The following is a 16,950-nucleotide window of genomic DNA, read 5'->3' as shown; positions in this document are numbered from 1 at the left end:
ACGCCAGGTGCTACAGGGCGGGGAAACCTCACGCCAGCGCACTGGCTTGTCTTTGCGCGACACAAATCTTCAAAACACCTTATCAAAACAAAACTATGTGGGAAAAAGAAGCCTGGAAACTACTAGAAGACTCCATCATCTACTATCAAGGACGACCAATTGGCACGCTGGCGGCTCAAGATCCAGCACTAGAAGCACTCAACTACGACCAGTGTTTCATCCGCGATTTCGTCCCCTCAGCCTTAGTATTTCTGATGCATGGCAAAACAGAAATCGTGCGTAATTTCTTAATCGAAACGCTAGCCATGCAACAAAATCACGATCGCGAAATGGATTGCTTTGCGCCAGGACCAGGCTTAATGCCTGCTAGCTTTAAGGTGGAACATGATGGCGACAAAGAATATATAGAATCTGATTTTGGCGAAAGCGCGATCGCCCGCGTTCCTCCTGTCGATTCTTGTCTGTGGTGGCTGCTATTACTAAGAGCTTATATCAAAACCACAGGAGATATTGAATTAGCTCATCAGCCAGAATTTCAAGAGGGAATAAAACTGATTCTCGATTTATGTTTGGTGCATCGGTTCGCCATGTATCCTACTCTTCCAGTTCTCGATGGCTCGTTTATGATTGACCGTCGCATGGGGGTTGACGGGCATCCTTTAGAAATTCAAGTATTATTCTATGCGGCTTTGCGGACTGTAAAAGATTTGTTGTTGCCAGAAAATGGCGGCGATCGCTATCTTGATGCAGTCAAGCAGCGACTTGGTGCTTTAAATTACCACGTCCGCGAATATTATTGGATAGATTTGCAACGGTTAAATGAAATTTACCGCTATAAAAGTGATGAGTTCGGTCAAGAAGTTGCGAATAAATTCAACATTTATGCCGAATCAATTCCCAATTGGTTAACCGAGTGGTTGCCCGAAACCGGAGGCTATTTAGCCGGAAATCTGGGTCCAGGACTGATGGATTTTCGCTTCTTTTCATTGGGAAATCTGCTGGCAATTCTAGTTTCTTTAGCAAGCGAAGCAGAATCTCAAAAGATTATGGATCTATTTGAACAACGCTGGCAAGATCTAATTGGATTTATGCCTTTGAAAATTTGCTTTCCCGCTGTAGAAGGATTAGAGTGGCGGATCGTGACTGGATGCGATCCCAAAAATCTCCCTTGGTCTTATCATAATGGCGGTAGTTGGGCTACAATACTATGGTTATTTGCTGCCGCAGCCCAAAAAACAGGACGAATAGAACTAGCGACTAGAGCGATCGCGCTGGCTGAAACTCGCTTAGTTCAAGATAAATATCCCGAATATTATGACGGTAAAAATGGGCGCTTGATCGGCAAAGAAGCGAGAACTTATCAAACTTGGACGATCGCCGGATTGCTAGCAGCAAAAGAGATAATGAATAATCCGAAGCACATTGAATTATTCAGCTTTGAGGAGGGAGTTGAAAGTCCAGGTTGTCGATTGTGGTAGGTTTTTTGCATTTAATATAGGTTTGCACTACAAATTCTTCTGGAGCGATATCCCAATTTCTGCCGCAATTGCCGCACTACATCTTGCTTTCCACCTTATTTTACCGATTCGTTAAGCTATCGCCACAAATTCAATTTTAAGCCGATTGCATAATTGTGCAATAGTGCTATCATGCATTTATGCAATCAGAAATCGTTATTGAAGCACTCCTAGCTCTCGCTCAAGAAACACGGCTTGCTGCCTATCGTTTACTTGTCCGCGCTGGATCTCAGGGTCTACCTGCGGGGGAAATTGCTTCGGCTTTGAGCGTCAATCCCTCTACCATGTCTCGTCATCTTGCACAGCTAGAGCGGGCTAAGTTGCTCCACTCCTGGCGAATTCAACGGCAAGTGTTCTATGCGATCGATTGGGATGGAACAGGTCAACTATTAAAGTTTTTGACCGAGGATTGTTGCAGGGCAGATTCATCAATTTGGTATGACGGTGAGTCTGGAAATTGCAGGCAGTAAACAATTATGGGAGAAACCAATGAACTTTGACCACAAGCCTAGAATTCTTTTTCTGTATGGTTCGTTACGGGAACGTTCTTACAGTCGTCTATTGGCTGAAGAAGCTGCCAGAGTTATTCAGGATTTTGGTGCAGAAGTCCGTTTTTTTCACCCTCACGACTTGCCTCTTCATGGGAGTGTACCAGACACGCATCCTAGAGTTCAGGAATTAAGGGAACTGGTTTACTGGTCAGAAGGGCAGGTTTGGTCAACTCCAGAGATGCATGGCAATGTGAGCGGATTGATCAAGCATCAAATTGACTGGATTCCGCTTAGTATCGGTGCAGTACGACCTACGCAAGGTAAGACTTTAGCAGTGATGCAAGTCTGTGGAGGATCGCAATCCTACAACGCAGTAAATACACTTCGAGTTTTAGGGCGTTGGATGCGGATGTTCGCGATTCCAAATCAGTCTTCTGTTCCAAAGGCATATCAAGAATTCAATGAAGACGGAACGATGAAAAACTCACCTTATCGAGATCGTGTTGTCGATGTGATGGAAGAACTTTACAAGTTTACGCTACTGTTGCGCGATAAAGTAGACTACTTAACCGATCGCTATAGTGAACGCAAAGAAGAAACAGAAAAGCAAGCGAAAGAAATCGTCAGTCAGTCAATTGGTTCACCTTCCAGCTAATCAGGAAAGAAAACGCAAACCGAGACTGCTATGATTGAAGGACTCAGCCATATTACCTTTATTGTCCGTGACCTTGAGCGAATGACAGCGTTCCTTACCCAGATCTTTGATGCAAAAGAAGTTTACACAAGCGCTGACAGAACGTTTTCAATTGCACGAGAGAAATTTTTCCTCATCAACCATCTTTGGATTGCAATCATGGAAGGTGAGCCGCTTCCTCACAGAACTTACAACCATGTTGCATTCAAAATTCATGAAGAAGATTTCGCTCGATATGTTGAGCGAGTTCAGGCAGTTGGTGTAGAAGTTCGCTGCGATCGCACTCGTGTTGAAGGTGAAGGAAAATCGCTGTACTTCTATGACTACGACAATCACCTGTTTGAATTGCACACGGGAACGCTCAACCAACGCCTAGAGCGATATTTGCGATCGACTGTAGACGTTGAACCACTAATTGAATTGTTTACTCAGGGCGATCGATCCAGTTAACCAAAATAGCCAAAGGAATCATCGGTAAAGCAGGCAGCAGACAGATTAACCACCGATCTAAATTCAACGGTGCAGTAGCAAATAAATTATTCATGACGCTCCATTGACTGAAAACAATTTGCAATAAGACTGCGGCAAGAATACCCAGCGCGATCGCCTTTGTACCACTAATAGAAACTTTTCTACCACGGATTTTCAGCGCGATCGCTTTCCCTAAATGGCTGATACTCAATAAATACACGATTCTGGCTGCAACCAAAGCTTGAATTGCCATCGTTCGCGCCAAGGTGACATCTCCCGTGTTTCGACGTACCCCCTCGAAGAAACCAAAAATTAGAATCCAGTTAAAAACGGAAATTGCCAAAATCCGCTGTAGCAGTTTTCCTGAGATTAACGGTTCCCTTGGGTTGCGTGGCGGTTGCTGCATTACCCCCTCAGATTTGGGTTCAAATGCAAGCGGCACTGTCATCGCCACTGAGTTGACCATATTCAACCACAAGACTTGTAAAGACAGAATTGGTAGATCTCTGGCGAGTAAAGCACTAATTAAAATCGTCATCGACTCGCCACCGTTGACGGGTAAGATAAACGCGATCGCCTTGCGTAAATTTTGATAGACCGTCCGTCCTTCCTCTACTGCGGCTTCAATCGAAGCAAAGTTATCATCCGTCAGCAGCATATCGGCGGCTTCCCTAGCAACATCCGTTCCCGCACCACCCATCGCTACGCCAATATCGGCTTGTCTGAGGGCTGGGGCATCATTTACCCCGTCTCCCGTCATGGCAACAATTTCGCCTTTGGCTTGTAATGCTTCTACCAACCGCAATTTTTGGGCTGGGGCGACTCTGGCAAAAACTACACCTTCTTCCACCGCCTGCGCCAATTCGCGATCGTCCATTTGGGCGAGTTGCTGCCCTTCAAATGCCTCCACCCTACCATCTTTTTGCAAACCCATGCGGAGGGCGATCGCTTTCGCTGTGGTAATGTGGTCGCCCGTAATCATCTTCACGTCAATTCCTGCCGACTGACAGTTGCGTACTGCGGCGATCGCTTCAGCGCGTGGTGGATCGATCATTCCCTGCAAGCCGATAAAAACCAGATCGGATTCGATATCGTTATGGTCTACAGAAGTCTGGTTATCCCTACTGTTTTTTTGGCAAAAGCCAGCACTCGTAATCCCTGCTTTGCCATTAACTCAACCTGCTGTTCGACTTCGGCGCGGTTGATGGAAATAGAGTTGCCGTTTCGATCCAGCATTTGCCGAGTGCGGCTCAAAATTGCTTCTACAGAACCCTTGACATAAATAACTTTAGATTCTTCCCCACTCCCGTACGGGCGGGTTTCTAAACCCACCCGTACCGACTCCCCACTCGCCAGTTCATGCAACGTCGCCATGTACTGAAACTGAGATTCAAACCCAATTGCATCCACTCTGGGAATTGACTCTACTAATTCGGACTGACTCAACCCTGCTTTCTTAGCAACTGCAATCAAAGCTCCTTCCGTCGGATCGCCCACGACTACCCAGCGATCGTTTTTTTCTTCTAAGTGAGAGTCGTTGCACAACAACCCAGCGATTAAACATTCTTCCAGAGCTACAGGCAACCTCTCCCTCAGCTCCCTCAGCTCTCTTATCTCCCCTTCTGGACTGTAACCCGTACCGCTAACAGTAAAGCGATCGCCTCCAGCGTAAATCGCTTGCACTGTCATTTGGTTTTCGGTTAGCGTTCCTGTTTTATCAGAGCAAATGACTGTTGCACCGCCTAAAGTTTCTACCGCAGGTAGCTTGCGGATAATCGCGTGGCGGCGTGCCATGCGGTTGACTCCAATTGCCAACGTCACCGTTACCACTGCTGGTAGTCCTTCAGGAATGGCGCTGACTGCTAAGGCAACAGCCGCTTCAAACATTCCGGCAAAGGTCTGTCCTTGACCCAACCCTACTGCTAACGTGAGCGCCGCCAGCCCTAAAATGACGTAGAGTAACGTGCGGCTAAATTTGTCAAACTTGCGAGTTAAGGGCGTACTCAGGTTACTCCGTTGCTCGATGGTTTGGGAAATGCGCCCTACCTCCGTATTGCCTGCTGTTGCTACGACAATACCGCTTCCCTGTCCGAAGGTAACAAAGCTACCTGCATATGCCATGTTAAGCCGTTCTGCTAAAGGAGCGTCAGGCTGAAGTGGAGCGGTTGACTTTTCCACTGGGACAGATTCGCCCGTGAGAGCTGATTCGTCTACTTGCAAGTTCCGGCTATTTACCAAGCGCAGATCGGCTGGCACTTTATCGCCAGAAGCCAGCATGACGATATCTCCAGGTACGATTTCTCGTGAGGGAAGGCGAATCTTTTGTCCGTCGCGCAATACAGTTGCTTCTGTAGTGACGGCTTGCGCTAAAGCGGCGATCGCCCCTTCTGCTTTTGATTCTTGCACGAAACCGATAATCGCGTTAATTACCGTTACACCCCAAATCACGATCGCATTTGTCCAAGAACCTAAAAAGGCTTTGATGATTCCGGCGATTAATAAGATATAAAGTAGCGGCTGGTTGAATTGCAATAAAAAGCGCCACCATGCTGGTTTACCTGGTTTAGCCTTGAGTTCGTTTTCCCCATACTGGTTCAACCGTTGCCTAACTTCTGCTGCTGTTAAGCCCCTATCTGAGTTAGTATTCAGCGAGTGGGCTACTGCCTGGGCTGCGAGTTCGTGATATTGAGGTTCTAATTGGCTACCTGTTGCAGAGGTTGTCATTGTTTGTTTCTATGGCGTTAATTAAAGTGCAAGGCTTTTGCAAGAGACCAAACAAGGCAAATGATGGACAACATAATTGCTAACCCTAACTAGAATAAATGACATCTTTTATTTCAGTTTTAGAGATAAATATGATGAGAAAGTGACAAAAAAATACCAATAATTCAACTTTAGGTAATTTTGAGTGAAAGCTGAGCGCAGTTTTGTTTCATCTCTTAACTAAGGATAAATTTATCTGGCTATCGAGGTATTAATAGAAACTACATTTGTTATAAAGTGCGATCGCACTTCCTCTGAGTGCGAAAGTGTAACGTGATGCCGTTACCTACACCAACTACCGTGATTCAAGCGTTCTGCACTCCTATTGAAATGGAAACTACCAGTAGAGAGAAAACAACAAAAGCTTAAAGTAGCGTTGAGTGCGGGAGCAAAAATTCTGACTCTGACGATTCTCTCTGCATCTTGCAAACACAATTTTTGTCCATTAACAAAATTTACTAGCTATTGCCTATAGCAATCCTATTTGATTCATGAACGTGGAGCAGGCTAAAAGCCTACTTTACAAATCATTTAGAACTGCTATAGAACGCCTATTCACACGCGGCTTCCTCACCCCTAGAGACAAACTGCTATTTGCGATCGCTTATTACTGCGCCTGTCGCGTTAGTGAAGTGCTGGCGCTGACGGCTGAAGATTTAGCGGGTAGTGTGGTGACGCTGCGTAAATGTACTACCAAGGGCAAGATTGCCACGCGCACGCTGCCAGAGCACCCGAAGCTACAGGGATATTTAGCAGCTGACGATCCACCGTCTGGTCTGTTATTTCCAGAACGCAATGGAAACAAGCCACTCACTAGAGCAGCTGCCGATCCGATCCTCAGAGCTGCTTGCCAGCGAGCGAGGATTAGAGGTGCTTCGACTCATTTATTCTCTTTTCGGTAGAGTTGGTGCTGCCGATCGAACTCAACTGGGTAAGCCCAATAGCTACAAAGTAAAAAACTAATTTCTCTCTAGAAGAGGGAAGGGCGCTCTCAATTTATTTATGCAACAAAGCCGAGCGCACTTATTACAATAGTTTAAGGGTGCTGCTAAAACGGAGTCATACCGATTATGATTAAATTCGTGACTATTTCATGGCAATTTAAATCGCTTTCTCGGTAGCTCCAATTTGCAACTGTAGATTAGCGTTTTTCCAAAGACAGGAGATAATATGAGCAGCGAGAGCGGATGCCCGTTTACGGGCGGAGGTCAGAAACTTACGGCTCGTCATATGCCGTCGAACCGAGACTGGTGGCCGAAGTATTTGAATCTGAGCATCCTCCACCAGCACTCACCCCAGGCTAATCCCATGAGTGAGGCGTTCAACTACGCTGAGGAATTCAAGAAGCTCGACTTAGCGGCTGTGAGGGCAGATATCTTTGAGCTGATGACTACCTCTCAGGACTGGTGGCCAGCCGACTACGGTCATTATGGTCCTCTCTTCATTCGGATGGCGTGGCACAGCGCAGGTACGTATCGGATCGGTGACGGTCGCGGCGGCGCAGGGTCGGGTAGCCAGCGGTTTGAGCCGCTCAACAGTTGGCCCGACAATGCTAACCTCGACAAGGCGCGCATGTTGCTTTGGCCAATCAAGCAGAAATACGGCAAGAAAATCTCCTGGGCTGACCTCATGATCTTCGCTGGCAACTGCGCGCTTGAGTCGATGGGCTTCAAGACGATCGGCTTTGCCGGCGGGCGCGAGGACATCTGGGCACCAGAGGAAGACATCTACTGGGGTTCTGAGAAAGCTTGGCTAGGTGGCGAGCGTTACGACGACGATCGAGTGCTTTTAAATCCCCTCGCTGCCGTTCAGATGGGTCTGATCTACGTGAACCCAGAAGGACCAAGCGGCGAACCCGATCCGATCGGCTCAGGGCGCGATATTCGCGAAACCTTTGGTCGGATGGCGATGAACGATGAAGAAACGGTGGCGCTGGTTGCCGGTGGACATACCTTTGGCAAATGTCATGGTGCGGGCGAATCGTCGCACGTAGGTCATGAGCCTGGGGGGGCAAGCATTGTAGAGCAGGGTCTCGGCTGGAAGAGCGCTTTCAACACGGGTGTAGGCGTTGATGCGATCACTAGCGGTATTGAAGGTGCATGGACTCCTACTCCAACGCAGTGGGACAACACCTATCTCGACACCCTATTCAAATATGACTGGGAGCTGACAAAGAGTCCCGCTGGTGCGTGGCAATGGAAACCGAAGAACGGTGCTGGCGCGGATACGGTGCCTGACGCGCACGATCCGTCGAAGCGGCACGCTCCTATGATGACCACGGCGGACATGGCTATGAAGATGGACTCCATCTACGAGCCGATTTCACGGCGTTATCATGAGAACCCAGATGAGTTCGCCGACGCATTTGCCAAGGCGTGGTTCAAGCTGACACATCGCGATATGGGTCCCCGATCGCGCTATCTCGGTTCAGAGGTGCCAGCGGAAGAGTTCTTGTGGCAAGATCCCATCCCCGCGGTCACCCATGAATTGATTGATGAGCAGGACATCGCCGCGCTCAAAGGTAAGATTCTTGCTTCGGGACTGTCTGTCTCACAACTCGTTTCGACTGCCTGGGCATCGGCATCAACGTTCCGTGGGTCTGACAAGCGCGGTGGAGCGAACGGAGCGCGCATTCGTCTTGCGCCTCAGAAGGACTGGGAAGTCAACCAGCCGACCCAACTCGCAACAGTGCTGCAAACCCTGGAGGCGATCCAAGAAGAATTCAACAGCTCACAGTCTGGCGGAAAGCGGGTTTCGCTCGCTGACTCGATCGTTCTGGGCGGATGCGTGGGCATTGAACAAGCGGCGAAGAACGCTGGGCATGAGGTCAAAGTTCCCTTCAAGCCTGGACGTGCGGATGCGTCCCAAGAGAAAACGGATGTCGAGTCCTTCGCCGTGCTTGAGCCAACCGCGGACGGGTTCCGCAACTACTCTAGCGGCAAACACAGCGAATCGCTTGAGGAGTTGCTAGTCGATCGGGCGCAATTGCTGACCCTGTCAGCCCCTGAGATGACGGTTCTCGTGGGCGGCTTGCGCGTCCTGGGTACGAACTTTGGAGCGTCCAAACACGGTGTCTTCACCGATCGCCCAGAGACGTTGACCAATGACTTCTTCGTTAACCTGCTTGACCTGGGCACGACATGGAAAGCGATCGCTGAAGATGAATATGAGTTCGAGGGGAGCAGTCGCAAGACAGGCGAACTCAAGTGGACTGCTACCCGTGTTGACCTCATCTTCGGCTCAAACTCTCAGCTACGCGCCCTCGCGGAAGTCTACGGATCTGAGGATTCGCAGCAGAAGTTTGTGCATGACTTTGTGGCAGCGTGGGACAAGGTGATGAACCTCGACCGCTTCTAAGCGTAACTTCCACGGTCATTGGGCGATCGCAGGTTGAGGCTACGCAAACCGGCAGAAATCCTGAGCGCAGGTGAAAGCCAGAGACAATAATGAGGGCGGCGTTTCAAGACAAGTTGAAACGCCGCCCTAGCTTTAGACCCTGACTTGTACGTTGCCAGTTTTATTCCCTCAGTGGAGCAGCGAGACTTGCGAGATTGAGTGCGTCCGAAGGGCATTGAGGCAGTATTAGCTTCTGGATGAGTGAGGCAGTGATTGAGCAATGGCGCAACGAGCAAGCATACTGGGAGACGGGGAGCCTCTAACTATTACAGTGACACAGCGGTTACTACTTCGGGGCACGATTCAATCGTTGTTTCATCTGGCAGGACGGCAAACAGAAAGCTTTTTGGAGTCGTTGTTTATAGTGATGAGAATTGAGTTGGCAGCGTCCGACAAAGCACATTTAGTTACAAAGTAGAAGGCTAATCACCGCATCATTAAAGGTGAGGCGTGACTTTCTCTTATTCATGCAACAAAGTCCTTGAAAGACCTCTTCATCTATGACTTACATCCTTACTCGTGTAGGACTACCGAAGGTGCTAGAGTGAAACTAAAGAAATATGTTTAGAAAGTTAATTCCGCAATTCTCTTTTGTCTGAGCCAACCGGAGAGATCGGGAAAGGGAGTCTAGATATGACTGAATTTGTGCAACAAAAAATAGCGTCAAAAGAAACTGGTGTAAATCAGGAGCATTCATTAACAGTAGGAACATCTGCCGGTTTGGTATGGTTTACAGCATCCCAGCAGTGGATGGAACTGGAGGGTCACAGTATCACTGCGATCGCTCCAAGCCTGAACGGACTATGGGCGGTGGTTGATGGCAAGTCGGTATGGCATCGCGATTCTGAGGGTGAATGGCAAGTAGTAGCCCCAAGTATTCAAGATTTGCAGTTGAATTGCATTCAGCCACTGAGTGGGAAAGTTCTGGTCGGTACATCTAATGCTCATCTTTTCTGGATTGTAGATGGTGGCATTGAATTCATCCAAAGTTTTGATACAGCTCAAGGGCGAGACGAGTGGTATACACCTTGGGGTGGGTTGCCAGATGTTCGCTCTATGGCAGGAGGACAATCGGGCGAACTTTATGCCAACGTACACGTTGGTGGCATCTTGCGTTCCCAAGATCGCGGACGTTCGTGGCAGCCAACTATCGATTTGCACTGGGATGTTCACCAAGTCATCACTGTTCCAGATCGTCCTGGTGTCGTGCTAGCAGCTACAGCAGAAGGATTGGCTACGAGTACAGATAGAGGCGATACATGGAGCTTGGATCGAGCTAACCTACACTCCACGTACTCCCGCGCTGTTGCTATTTGTGGCGAGACAGTCTTGATAAGTACCTCTAGCGGTCCATCTGGTGCTAAAGCAGCAATTTATCGGCGATCGCTCGACCGAGCGGGGACTTTCGAGAAGTGCGATCGAGGTTTGCCGCAGTGGTTTTCACACAACATTGATACGGGAAGCCTTGTGGCGTTAAAGGATAGAACTGTTTTTGGTACGAGTAAAGGTCAGATCTTCCTATCAGAGGATGCGGGCTTGACATGGAAACAGTTCGCCTCAGATCTGCCACCAATTCACTGCTTGAATTTTTCATAACGCAGCCACAAACAATCTTTTAGGAAGAGGAATGAATATTGAGAATCTTTTTAGAATGAACTTCAGTTCTAATTTAAGAGGATAGGAGTTATGACAGATCGAAAACAAGAGAAAGTCACCTCTGAAGTTCAACAAAAAGTGGCACCAGAAGTAGAAGTGAAATCTCCTGCGGTCGAGGACAGTGAAAACCCAGAAGATCCTATTTCAGAAGCAGGTGAAGTTCCTAAAACGGGTGATGCGCCTGCTGATTGATAGAACTTTTCGCGTCTTCACGTCTCGATCCGTTCTCCGATCGCAAGGTGTAAATGTCAGAAATGGCGATCGCGTTACGATCCGCAATTCATCTAGTAACTACAGTGCTTCTTCTGGTACTGTATGCATTTTCTAGCAAATGACTTGCCAAAAAAGTAAATAAAGTAGATACAACTGTAAGCGATCGCCGTTAGCAAAATTTCAATTAGTTACTCGATCGATAATGTCTCATCGCAGGTGTAACGTGTTCTGCTTCTGTGTCGCGATTCACCGCTGAATGTTGTACCGTAAGTACGGAGCAGGGAGCGTGATGCAGGACGTAGTTGCTGACACTACCCATAAACAATTCGCTCAAACCAGAGTGACCCCGACGACCCATAATAATTAAGTCAGCTTGCCAATTTCGCGCAAACTCGCAGACAGTACGGCTAGGACTACCAGCTATCTGACTAAACTCCGTTTTCACTCCCGCCGCAGTTGCTTCATCTGTAAAACTTTGCAGCATTTCCAGTCCTTTATTTGCAAACTCGTCCCATCGCTGGCGCTGCATTTGGATGATTTCGCTACTCATCCCATATCCCTGATAGTAGTCTGCATGGGACATCATATAAATATCTGGGCTACCCTCTTCTTCAGCAGAGAGTACGTGTAATAGCATGACGCTAGCATTAAGTGCCTTTGCTAAGCCTAGTGCTTCCTCAAAAACGCTGCGATTAAGACTAGAAGTATCGAGCGCTACTAATATTTTTTGAAACATATGAAGTTACCTCCAAATGTATTGTTGGTAATTGGTAATTGGTTACTGTTCTCTACCCATTTACAAACTTAGTAAAAAACTTTGAGGAAGTTGTGAGGATGTTAAACGGAATTTACCCAATTCACTTTTTTATCTATTGCAACACCATCCAAAATTGTATGTCCCTTGTAACTGTTAGCCTGAGATTGAATAACAATATAGACCAAATCTTCATTTAAAATATTTCTAAGAGTTCTCTCGCCATCAGGATCGACTCGTACTACTGTTCCTTCACTGATGGGAAAAATCTCACCATCAATTTGAAATTCACCTTCACCTTGAAGGAAGAGATAAACTTCTTCATTTTGCTTGTGTTTGTGATAGAAAGGAATTGCTACTTTTGCTGGTAGCTTATTGAAGGAGATTTCACAACTTGTTAAATCTACAATTTGCTTAATAAATAACTTGCCTTCAACTTCAATTACTCTTGATGGTAGTTGAAAGGAGAAATGATGTAGCTGCGACAACTTACCTATATTAGCTACAGTAAAGTTTTCACCATGCTTTGTTTTATAGTCAAATGCTGTCATATTTTTGACTCCTTTTGAGACTTTAAGTTCTGCTAGCAATAACTTCTATTTCGACTTTGGCTCCCTTGGCTAATGCATTTACACCAATGGTCGATCGCGCTGGAGGATCGAGATCGAAATAGCGGGCATAAACTTCATTGACGGATACAAAATCATTCATATTGGTCAAGAAAATAGTCGTCTTTACTACGTCTTGCCACTGTAAACCAGCCGCATCCAAAATCACTTGAATGTTCTGCATTAAATAATCAGTTTGTTCTGCCGCTGATTCTGAAAATACTGCATCGTTTTTAGCATCGTATGCAAGTTGTCCCGAACAAAATACTAAACTTCCTGCATCGATAGCCTGGGAATAAGCTTTGACGGGAATTGCTACATCTGGCGCATACACAACTCGTTTAGGCATAGATATCAATTAATAGAAACAGACAGGTCTGTATTGTTACTGCCATTAGAAGATGTAACAGACAGGTCTGTATCATGTCAATAGGGAGATACCAATGCTATGCCCTGATGAGATGCCAAGATGAAGAGAAAACAATGTCAAGCGATCGCAAAACCTCAACCCGCCAGAAGATTCTAGAAGTTGCTGACGATCTGTTCTACCGCGAAGGAATTCGGGCAGTAGGAGTAGATACAATTATTGCTCAGTCAGGAGTTGCCAAAACGACGCTATACCGCTACTTTCCTTCTAAGGATGACTTAGTGGTGGCGTATTTAGAGGAACGTCAAAACAGCTTCAAGCGATTATTTGAAATTGCGATCGCCCGATACCCAAACGAGCCGAAACAGCAGATAATTGCTTTATTTGCCTGGTTAGACAAGTATTTGACAAAACCCGAATGTTACGGTTGTCCGTTCTTGGTGACAGCATCGGAGTTACCGGAACTAGAACATCCGGCGCATCAATTAGCTGTATCTAATAGGATAGCAATTCGCGATCGCCTCGTGTCTTTAGCTGAAGCAGTGGGAGTAGACAACCCTCAACAGTTAGGCGTTCATCTCCTGCTATTAATTGACGGTGCATTTACCCAAAGGCGGTTATTTGGAATCGAAGGTTTTGATGTAAGATTGAAACCTATTGTTGCTCAATTAGTCGATGGTAATGGGTAATGGGTAATTGGTCATTTGTCATTGGGTAAGAAGTATTTTCACGCACCACGACGCAGCTAATATCGGCTTATCCGCTTTGCCGCTCGCTGCAACACCCCACGCACCGCGCACCACTCTCTACTGATAACTGAATTGACTACGCAATTTTCCTTCCAAGTTTCCACTCGTTGCAGCCAAACTAAAGCCCGTGCAGGTGTCTTTTACACTCCTCATGGTGCGGTTGAAACTCCCCGCTTTATGCCCGTAGGGACGCTGGCAAATGTGAAAACCGTCACTCCCACACAACTTCAGGAAACAGGGGCGCAGATGGTTTTGGCAAATACCTATCACTTGCATTTGCAACCAGGGGAAAGGATTGTCGAAAAAGCTGGGGGATTACACCAGTTCATGCGCTGGAATCAACCAATCTTGACTGATTCTGGCGGTTTTCAGGTTTTCAGTTTGAGCGAAATGCGGCAGATTACCGATGATGGGGTAATATTTCGATCGCCTCATGACGGACAGATGATTAATTTAACCCCAGAGCGATCGATCCAAATCCAAAATGCTTTGGGTGCTGATGTGATTATGGCATTTGATGAATGCCCCCCCTATCCCGCCAGTCGTGAGGAGGTAGAAGCAGCGACACAAAGGACATACCGCTGGCTAGAACGTTGTATTAGCGCCCACCAGCGCCCCGATCAGGCGTTATTTGGTATCGTCCAAGGGGGAGTCTACCCAGAATTACGGGCGGCGGCGGCTGAGGCTTTGGCAGGGTTAGATTTACCTGGATATGCGATTGGTGGCGTGAGTGTAGGGGAACCACCAGAACTGATTGCCAAGATCGTACAAGCGACAACTCCCATGCTACCAGTAGATAAGCCTAGATATTTGATGGGGGTAGGCACGTATAAAGAAATGGCACAAGCGATCGCGTCTGGTATGGATCTATTTGACTGCGTGATTCCTACACGCCTTGCCCGTCATGGCGCAGCTTTGGTAAAGGGGGAACGGTGGAATTTAAAAAATTCTCAATATCGGGAAGATTTTCAACCTTTAGATGAAACTTGTCCTTGTTACACTTGCCAAAATTTCACGCGGGCGTATATTTCTCATTTGGTGCGATCGCAAGAAATTTTAGCTTATACTTTGTTGACCATTCATAATATTACAGAATTAGTTCGGTTTACCCAAAAGATTCGAGAGGCAATAATTAGCGATCGCTTTACGACAGAATTTGCTGAGTGGTTGAGTTAGCAGATCGGCACGTTAATAAAACGATAGGGGCGCACATCTGTGCGCCCCTACTAAATATATTTCTAAATTTTTAAAGAATATCCCCTAATTCTTATGAGAAGAATTGCTGGATCGCTGCAAAAATATTAAGATTATTATTCTTATTATTCAAAATTTTGTTTATTTTATGGTGCTGGTATCCAGCAAAATTATTGTATGAATTGTTAACAATCGACCAAGATAGTTTAGGTTGTGAGGGATGGGGATGTAGCTATGCAGTTGGATGGCTTGGTCTAGTCATGCTCGTAACAAGTAGTATTTTTATTATGATTGGCACGGTTTTGGTTGGGTTAGAGTGGAAAAACAAGACATGGAGGATTATTTTAGGACTTGCTACATTTACATCTAGCATTCCTTTGTTATTATTTTTTATTTTAATTATTTGGGCTAATACTTTTAAATAAAACTAAAAATAGAATTTCAATGTATGGTGGGCAATGCCCACCTGACGATTAAAGACAGATGAAGACAGAGTCAATATAAATGTACATGGGCTGAGCCAAAAGAACTAACACCAATTACCAATTACCAATTACTAAGATTTTTTATATGACGCTACGCAAACCATTCGCAATTGGTTTAGTTGCCACAACTGCGATCGCAACTTTAACTATTGTTGCCCGCACTTTTTCCCAGACGAATCAAAGTACTAGCCTTGATACTGGAAATGTTATTTTTCTGCATCCCGATGGTACGAGTGCTGCCCATTGGGGAGCTGCCCGTTTTCTCAATTACGGTTCCGATGGTAGGCTGAATTGGGATCGCATGTCTCATCTTGGTGTCTATTTAGGACACATGAAAAATCAGCTGACTGCCACTTCTAATGCTGGCGCTGTGACTCATGCTACGGGAGTGAAGGTAGATGCTGACTCCTACGGCTTAGACGAAACTGGAAAGCCAATGACGGCGCTTTCAGGCAAGCCACAGACAATTATGCAAGAAGCGATCGCCCAAGGTATTCCAACAGCAATTATTAACTCTGGTATTATTAGCGAACCTGGTACTGGTGCTTTCTTAGCTAAGGTAAAAAATCGTCAAGCACACGCAGAGATTACCAAACAAATTGTTGAGTCTGGCGTAGATATCATTTTGGGTGGTGGAGAAATTTGGTATCTTCCTAAAGAAAAAACTGGACGACACGCTAAGTCAGGTAAACGAGAAGACGGCGTAAATCTAATCGATCTAGCAAAACGTAAAGGTTATGCTGTAGTATACAACCGCGAGGAACTATTGAAACTACCCACTAACACCAAAAAAGTTTTAGGCATATTTGCAGCTGAAGATACTTACAACGATGAACCAGAAGAGGATTTGAAAAAGCAAAAGCTACCGTTGTATGTCGAGAGTGCGCCAACTGCGGCAGAAATGTTACAAACAACGCTGAGGGTTTTATCTAATAGATCGAAACCCTTTTTTATCGTTCAAGAGGAGGAAGGAACGGATAACTTTTCTAATTACAACAATGCTAAAGGCTGTCTCGAAGCCATGAAACGGGCAGATGATGCAGTTGGGGTAGCAATGAAGTTTATCGAGCAAAATCCCAATACTATGTTATTAACAGCCGCAGATAGCGATGCTAGCGGGTTAGAAGTCATTGGCGAACAGATAAGCAATATGCCACTGAACCAGCCTTTACCTCCTAGACAGAAAAATGGCGCACCTTTGGATGGTAGAGATGGTACAGGTACGTTACCTTTTGTTTCTGCACCCGACGCTAGAGGACAGCGTTTTCCATTTGCGATCGCCTGGACTGGTTTTGCCGACAATGCCGGATCGATTGTTGCCAAAGCACACGGAATGAACGCTGCAAGGATGCAACCTACTATAGATAATACTGAGATTTATAGATTGATGTATAGAAGTTTATTTACTAAAACTTTGCCGTCCAGCTCTCCTTAAAAGTGCTATCTTGTGAGGCAGAGATCGTACCTGCCTTGCGATCGCCTCTAGCTTAATTATTTTTTTAACTAACGAATGGTTATCTAGTTTTAAGCTAAAAGAAGTTAGTCAAAATTTGCCTGCGTTTAGTAAAGATTTATCAAGTTTTATGGGCTTA

At 46.2% G+C, this 16,950-nt stretch carries 15 protein-coding genes and 1 pseudogene; 12 read left to right on the top strand and 4 right to left on the bottom strand.

Annotation, left to right across the window (positions count from 1 at the left end):
• Window positions 1–95: 95 nt before the first annotated feature.
• The 4 genes from M5J74_RS22220 to fosX all read left to right on the top strand — a co-directional run bounded on the left by M5J74_RS22220 (window position 96) and on the right by fosX (window position 3,152).
• A complete protein-coding gene (locus M5J74_RS22220; protein WP_250013235.1) occupies window positions 96–1,478 on the top strand; it encodes a glycoside hydrolase 100 family protein in 1,383 nt (460 codons plus the stop codon).
• 179 nt (window positions 1,479–1,657) lie between these two features.
• A complete protein-coding gene (locus M5J74_RS22215) occupies window positions 1,658–1,987 on the top strand; it encodes a helix-turn-helix transcriptional regulator (protein WP_250013233.1) in 330 nt (109 codons plus the stop codon).
• A gap of 19 nt (window positions 1,988–2,006) precedes the next feature.
• Window positions 2,007–2,663 (top strand): arsenical resistance protein ArsH, encoded by a 657-nt coding sequence (gene arsH, locus M5J74_RS22210; protein ID WP_305883598.1) that lies wholly within the window; start codon window positions 2,007–2,009, stop codon window positions 2,661–2,663.
• Window positions 2,664–2,693: 30 nt separating this feature from the next.
• Window positions 2,694–3,152: a FosX/FosE/FosI family fosfomycin resistance hydrolase gene (gene fosX / locus M5J74_RS22205; RefSeq protein WP_250013231.1), complete on the top strand. Its 459-nt coding sequence runs from the start codon at window positions 2,694–2,696 to the stop codon at window positions 3,150–3,152.
• Here the strand turns inward: fosX and M5J74_RS33615 are convergent.
• A pseudogene (locus M5J74_RS33615) lies at window positions 3,127–5,897 on the bottom strand (cation-transporting P-type ATPase). The gene fosX and the pseudogene M5J74_RS33615 overlap by 26 nt on opposite strands.
• 530 nt (window positions 5,898–6,427) lie before the next feature.
• Between M5J74_RS33615 and M5J74_RS22190 the strand changes: the two are divergent.
• The 5 genes from M5J74_RS22190 (at window position 6,428) to M5J74_RS22170 (ending at window position 11,316) form a co-directional block, all read left to right on the top strand.
• On the top strand, window positions 6,428–6,838 hold the full coding sequence (locus M5J74_RS22190) for a site-specific integrase (protein WP_250013218.1): 411 nt from the start codon (window positions 6,428–6,430) through the stop codon (window positions 6,836–6,838).
• Between the two features lie 268 nt (window positions 6,839–7,106).
• Window positions 7,107–9,293: a catalase/peroxidase HPI gene (gene katG / locus M5J74_RS22185; RefSeq protein ID WP_106547278.1), complete on the top strand. Its 2,187-nt coding sequence runs from the start codon at window positions 7,107–7,109 to the stop codon at window positions 9,291–9,293.
• A gap of 672 nt (window positions 9,294–9,965) precedes the next feature.
• A complete protein-coding gene (locus M5J74_RS22180; protein ID WP_106218641.1) occupies window positions 9,966–10,928 on the top strand; it encodes a hypothetical protein in 963 nt (320 codons plus the stop codon).
• Between the two features lie 90 nt (window positions 10,929–11,018).
• Window positions 11,019–11,180 carry a hypothetical protein gene (locus tag M5J74_RS22175; RefSeq protein WP_015156182.1) on the top strand — a complete coding sequence of 54 codons (162 nt, stop codon included), beginning with the start codon at window positions 11,019–11,021 and terminating at the stop codon, window positions 11,178–11,180.
• Window positions 11,164–11,316: a hypothetical protein gene (locus M5J74_RS22170; protein WP_158631944.1), complete on the top strand. Its 153-nt coding sequence runs from the start codon at window positions 11,164–11,166 to the stop codon at window positions 11,314–11,316. Before M5J74_RS22175 ends, M5J74_RS22170 begins: the two co-directional genes overlap by 17 nt.
• A gap of 69 nt (window positions 11,317–11,385) precedes the next feature.
• Here the strand turns inward: M5J74_RS22170 and M5J74_RS22165 are convergent, their stop codons facing one another.
• From M5J74_RS22165 to M5J74_RS22155, 3 genes are all read right to left on the bottom strand, one after another.
• Window positions 11,386–11,937, bottom strand: a complete 552-nt coding sequence (locus M5J74_RS22165) for a universal stress protein (protein ID WP_015156181.1) — start codon at window positions 11,935–11,937, stop codon at window positions 11,386–11,388.
• Between the two features lie 101 nt (window positions 11,938–12,038).
• Window positions 12,039–12,506, bottom strand: a complete 468-nt coding sequence (locus M5J74_RS22160) for a cupin domain-containing protein (protein ID WP_250013216.1) — start codon at window positions 12,504–12,506, stop codon at window positions 12,039–12,041.
• Window positions 12,507–12,528: 22 nt separating this feature from the next.
• Complete coding sequence (locus tag M5J74_RS22155) at window positions 12,529–12,912, bottom strand: Rid family detoxifying hydrolase (protein ID WP_250013215.1); 384 nt, start codon at window positions 12,910–12,912, stop codon at window positions 12,529–12,531.
• 134 nt (window positions 12,913–13,046) lie between these two features.
• Here M5J74_RS22155 and M5J74_RS22150 point away from each other — a divergent pair, with 134 nt between their 5' ends.
• The 3 genes from M5J74_RS22150 (at window position 13,047) to M5J74_RS22140 (ending at window position 16,793) form a co-directional block, all read left to right on the top strand.
• The gene (locus M5J74_RS22150) at window positions 13,047–13,619 is read left to right on the top strand and encodes a TetR/AcrR family transcriptional regulator (RefSeq protein ID WP_250013213.1); all 573 of its coding nucleotides are present in this window, start codon (window positions 13,047–13,049) and stop codon (window positions 13,617–13,619) included.
• 132 nt (window positions 13,620–13,751) lie between these two features.
• On the top strand, window positions 13,752–14,855 hold the full coding sequence (gene tgt, locus M5J74_RS22145) for a tRNA guanosine(34) transglycosylase Tgt (protein ID WP_250013205.1): 1,104 nt from the start codon (window positions 13,752–13,754) through the stop codon (window positions 14,853–14,855).
• Between the two features lie 588 nt (window positions 14,856–15,443).
• Window positions 15,444–16,793: an alkaline phosphatase gene (locus M5J74_RS22140; protein ID WP_106218645.1), complete on the top strand. Its 1,350-nt coding sequence runs from the start codon at window positions 15,444–15,446 to the stop codon at window positions 16,791–16,793.
• Window positions 16,794–16,950 lie beyond the last annotated feature (157 nt).

The organism is Chroococcidiopsis sp. CCNUC1 (genome assembly GCF_023546805.1).
In the GTDB taxonomy this organism is placed as follows: Bacteria; Cyanobacteriota; Cyanobacteriia; order Cyanobacteriales; family Chroococcidiopsidaceae; genus Chroococcidiopsis; species Chroococcidiopsis thermalis.
The sequence above is the reverse complement of the archived record's forward strand: the minus strand, read 5'-3'. Positions and strand labels throughout refer to the sequence as shown.

Excerpts from the sequence above, each read along its gene's own strand:
- M5J74_RS22220 (WP_250013235.1), top strand. The coding sequence starts at position 96 with ATGTGGGAAAAAGAAGCCTGGAAACTACTAGAAGACTCCATCATCTAC.
- M5J74_RS22215 (WP_250013233.1), top strand. The coding sequence starts at position 1,658 with ATGCAATCAGAAATCGTTATTGAAGCACTCCTAGCTCTCGCTCAAGAA.
- arsH (WP_305883598.1), top strand. The coding sequence starts at position 2,007 with ATGAACTTTGACCACAAGCCTAGAATTCTTTTTCTGTATGGTTCGTTA.
- fosX (WP_250013231.1), top strand. The coding sequence starts at position 2,694 with ATGATTGAAGGACTCAGCCATATTACCTTTATTGTCCGTGACCTTGAG.
- M5J74_RS22190 (WP_250013218.1), top strand. The coding sequence starts at position 6,428 with ATGAACGTGGAGCAGGCTAAAAGCCTACTTTACAAATCATTTAGAACT.
- katG (WP_106547278.1), top strand. The coding sequence starts at position 7,107 with ATGAGCAGCGAGAGCGGATGCCCGTTTACGGGCGGAGGTCAGAAACTT.
- M5J74_RS22180 (WP_106218641.1), top strand. The coding sequence starts at position 9,966 with ATGACTGAATTTGTGCAACAAAAAATAGCGTCAAAAGAAACTGGTGTA.
- M5J74_RS22175 (WP_015156182.1), top strand. The coding sequence starts at position 11,019 with ATGACAGATCGAAAACAAGAGAAAGTCACCTCTGAAGTTCAACAAAAA.
- M5J74_RS22170 (WP_158631944.1), top strand. The coding sequence starts at position 11,164 with ATGCGCCTGCTGATTGATAGAACTTTTCGCGTCTTCACGTCTCGATCC.
- M5J74_RS22165 (WP_015156181.1), bottom strand. The coding sequence starts at position 11,937 with ATGTTTCAAAAAATATTAGTAGCGCTCGATACTTCTAGTCTTAATCGC.
- M5J74_RS22160 (WP_250013216.1), bottom strand. The coding sequence starts at position 12,506 with ATGACAGCATTTGACTATAAAACAAAGCATGGTGAAAACTTTACTGTA.
- M5J74_RS22155 (WP_250013215.1), bottom strand. The coding sequence starts at position 12,912 with ATGCCTAAACGAGTTGTGTATGCGCCAGATGTAGCAATTCCCGTCAAA.
- M5J74_RS22150 (WP_250013213.1), top strand. The coding sequence starts at position 13,047 with ATGTCAAGCGATCGCAAAACCTCAACCCGCCAGAAGATTCTAGAAGTT.
- M5J74_RS22140 (WP_106218645.1), top strand. The coding sequence starts at position 15,444 with ATGACGCTACGCAAACCATTCGCAATTGGTTTAGTTGCCACAACTGCG.